Raw genomic sequence first — 3053 nt, 5'->3', positions numbered from 1 at the left:
GGCGTCCCGCGACGGCGCGGTCCCCGCGCTAGCTCAGCGTCACCTGACGGTTGGTCAGGCCGCCGCGGGCGCGGCGCTCGTCGGCGCTGAGCGGCGAGTCGTCGGCGAGCGCCTCGGCCAGCCGTTCGGCGAACTCGGCGGCCGGCTTCTCGACGTCCTCCGCCGTGACCCCGGTCGGCAGGTCCCACACCGGGACGACCAGCCCATGGGCGCGGAAGGAGCCGACCAGGCGGGTTCCCTCGCCGATGTCGGTACGGCGGGCCGCGTGCAGCCGGGCCAGGGCGTCCAGCAGGTGCTCCTCCTCGTGCGGCATGACCCAGCGCAGGTGGTTCTTGTCCGGGGTCTCGCACCAGTAGGCCGCGTCCACGCCGGTCAGCTTGACCGTCGGCACGGCGGCCTCGTTGGCCCGCTCCAGGGAGGCCTTGACCTCGGCCGTGGCGGCTGAGGCGTCCGGCACCCAGAACTCGAACCCGGTGTGCACCACCGGCTCGAACGGGGCGTCCAGGTCGAGCAGGTCCTGGAGGCGCGGGCCGCCGGCCGGGGCGCGGCGGCCGGTGACGGGGTTGCCCGGCGCGGTCTCCAGGGCCTGGCCGAGGACGTCGGCCAGGTCGCGGCTGAGGTCGCCGGAGGAGGTGTCGTTCTGCAGGCCGATCAGGACCGAGCCGTCGTCGCGGCGCAGCGCGGGCCAGGCCATCGGCAGGACGGTGGCCAGCGTGACGGACGGAACGCCCTCCGGCAGGCCGTCCTTGAGGGTCAGTTCGACGGTGGCGGCGGGCACCAGTTCACGCAGTGCCACCCAGTCGCACTCGCCGGGCAGCCCCTCGAACGGACGCTGCACCAGCTCGGTCACCGCATGGGCCGCGGCCCGGCCGTGGCAGGCCTTGTAGCGACGGCCGCTGCCGCACGGGCAGGGTTCACGGGCGCCGACGACCGGGACGTTCCCGTCGTCGACCTGGGATCCGGCCGCGCGCTGCGGGCGCGCGCCCTTCGTCTGGGGACGCTTCTTGGCCATGGGGTGTCTCCCGGGTGCGGCTGGGCTGCTCGTGCTTCGGCCGCGAGCCTAACCGTTCTCCGCCTCGGCACGGCCGCCGACGGCACGTCAGGGCCCGTACACCGCCCGCCTGAACCCGCCTGCCATATGCCACCGGTTGACGCGCGTAGCAGATGACCGTGGCACGGTGCCTCAGGGAAGCTCGTCGAAGGGGTCCGGGAAGGCGAGATCGAGGTCGGCGAGCCCGGCGACCGCCGGAAGCCGCGGCGCGGCGACCCGGGCGGCGAAGTCCTCCCGGTGACGGCCCGCGTCGGGATCGTGCACGTCCCGGTGGACCACCACCCAGACCGTGACCTCGCCGGTCATCCCGTCCCGCACGCCCCAGTCGTCGGCCAGCGAGGTGATGATGTTCAGCCCCCGCCCGCCGTGGGCCGTGACCGACGGTGTGGCCGGACGGGGGCGGGTCGGGCCGCCGCCGTCGGTCACCTCGAGCGTCAGTCCGCCGCTCGGGTCGATCCGCCAGGAGACCCGCACCTGGCCGTCCGCGGAACCCCTCAGCGGCCGCCCGTGCTTGCAGGCGTTGCTCAACAACTCCGACAGGATCAGCACCGCGTCGTCGATGACCGGGTCGGGTACTCCGCCCCGGCACAACTGGTCCCGCATCCGGTGTCTGGCCCTGCCCACGCCGGCCGGACCGTGCGGAACGGCCATGCTCGACGACGTGGGCACCTCCTGTGCCACCATCAACGCCACCCCCGAGACCTCCTTCTCCCCACGCCACGGTGTGGATGCCCCCTTGATCTGCGGCGGAAACCGCCCGGTACGTCCGGGGCGACGCATTCATCCCGACCGGCGACGTGCCCGGTGCGCCGGTGCACTCCCCGGAAGGCCTCCGCCACGGGCTCCCGAGGGCCGTTCCGGGCCCCGGGAGCGGGTCAGCGGCCGAGCTGTCGCAGCACGGCGTGCGGCCGGTTGGTGATCACCGCGTCCACCCCGAGATCGGCACAGAGTGCCACGTCGGAGGGGTCGTCGACGGTCCAGACGTGCACCCGGTGACCGGATCGCCGCAGCCGTTCGACATAGGACGGATGGGAGCGGACGATCCGGATGGACGGCCCCGCGATCCCCACCCCGGCGGGCAGCCGGCCGTCGCGCAGCCGCGGAGAGACGAACTGCATCAGGTAGACGGTCGGCAGGGTGGGAGAGGCGGCCTGCACCCGGTGCAGCGACCGGGCCGAAAAGCTCATGATCCGCACCGGCGACTCCTCCGGGGAGGCCGGGGCGTCCAGTCCGAACCGCTTGAGCAGTCTCAGCAGCCGCTCCTCGACCTGGCCGGCCCACCGGGTGGGGTGCTTGGTCTCGACCGCCAGTTCCACGCGCCGCCCGGCGTCGCTCACCAGCTCCAGCAGGCGCTCCAGGGTGAGGACCGAGGTGGCCTCCCGGTCCTCCGGCCGGTGCTCCCACTCGGGGGCCTCCGGGTGACCGTGCCACTGCTCGGGGTTCTTCCACGAGCCGAAGTCCAGGGCGGCCAGATCGGCCAGTTCCAGCGCGGAGACCGCGCCGCGGCCGTTGGAGGTGCGGTTGATCCGGCGGTCGTGCACGCAGACCAGGTGACCGTCGGCGGTGAGACGCACATCGCACTCGAGCGCGTCGGCGCCGTCCTCGATGGCCTTACGGTAGGCCGCCAGGGTGTGTTCGGGTGCCTCCTCGGACGCGCCGCGGTGGGCGACGACCTGGATGCGCTGCTGCGATGCGTTCGTCACGGCGCCATGGTGACACCCCCGGAGGGCGTGCGGGAGCCGGTCGGAGGAGCGCGATCAGGCATACATATGGAATGCTCATCCCATTTGTGATGAATGTCCGGGGTAAAGAATGCCGGGCCCAGGCCGCACACGGCTTATCGTGCTCTGACGCCCTGTGGGAAAAGCTGACGGATGGATGCCCCGCATCCCACCCGAACACCAGCCTGGATCGAGGAGAAGAGCTGTGAGCAGCGAGAACGAGGGCACTGCGGTTCCGCCGGTCCCGTCCGCCCCGCCGGCGTCGGAGGAGACTCCCGCTG

At 72.9% G+C, this 3053-nt stretch carries 3 protein-coding genes; all 3 read right to left on the bottom strand.

The annotated features are described in order from the left end of the window. Nucleotides 1–28: 28 nt before the first annotated feature. Nucleotides 29–1012, bottom strand: coding sequence for a DUF5926 family protein (locus HW445_RS24390; RefSeq protein ID WP_180223096.1), 984 nt, complete (start codon nt 1010–1012; stop codon nt 29–31). Between the two features lie 171 nt (nt 1013–1183). Beyond that, nucleotides 1184–1831 carry an ATP-binding protein gene (locus HW445_RS24385; protein ID WP_180223095.1) on the bottom strand — a complete coding sequence of 216 codons (648 nt, stop codon included), beginning with the start codon at nt 1829–1831 and terminating at the stop codon, nt 1184–1186. A gap of 95 nt (nt 1832–1926) precedes the next feature. Beyond that, entirely contained in the window at nt 1927–2754 is an 828-nt protein-coding gene (locus tag HW445_RS24380; RefSeq protein WP_180223094.1) for a glycerophosphodiester phosphodiesterase, read from the bottom strand. Nucleotides 2755–3053 lie beyond the last annotated feature (299 nt).

The organism is Streptomyces sp. UH6 (assembly GCF_013421635.1).
GTDB classification, from domain to species: domain Bacteria; phylum Actinomycetota; class Actinomycetes; order Streptomycetales; family Streptomycetaceae; genus Streptomyces; species Streptomyces abyssomicinicus.
The sequence above is the reverse complement of the archived record's forward strand: the minus strand, read 5'-3'. Positions and strand labels throughout refer to the sequence as shown.